Here is a 444-nt window from a genome sequence, read left to right as displayed (position 1 = left end):
GGGTCGAGCCCTTCTGTGGCCTCGACCAACTGCTCGGTCCAATGCGATGTGATAAGATAGGACTGCCGCATGGCGTCAAAGAACCGGTGCTCGGTCCAGGCGGGATCCTTGAAGCGGGCATCCTTGGAATGAGATGGAGCAACGTCATGATCACCTAGGCCCAGCGTTTGGCGCACGGACGAGTTCCAGAGATCGACGTAGGCCTGCCAGAGTTTGGACTGAGCCTCAATGAGGGTTCCCGGCTGGGTCACCAAGGCCTGCTGCATCTGAGCGAAGGTGCTCAAAGCGGGCGTAACGTCGTCAACCTGCGTCAGAGGGACTAGGGTGCCGATCTGCGGCTGGATGTAAGCTGTGGCGGCCCTGCCGGCTTCGGCCACCAATCGGGCCATGTTACCTGCAAAGCGGTATGGGTCCGCTGCGGCAAATCCAGAGTTCATCACAGCT

Annotated in this window: 1 pseudogene; it reads right to left on the bottom strand. The window is 60.1% G+C overall.

What is annotated here, in order from left to right:
• A pseudogene (locus KBI52_RS00780) lies at window positions 1–389 on the bottom strand (hypothetical protein); the annotation flags it as partial.
• Window positions 390–444: the final 55 nt, after the last annotated feature.

This window comes from Microvirga sp. HBU67558, assembly GCF_018069605.1.
Lineage (GTDB): Bacteria > Pseudomonadota > Alphaproteobacteria > Rhizobiales > Beijerinckiaceae > Microvirga > Microvirga terrae.
Note: the sequence above shows the minus strand (reverse complement) of the source record. Positions and strands in the feature narration are given on the sequence as shown.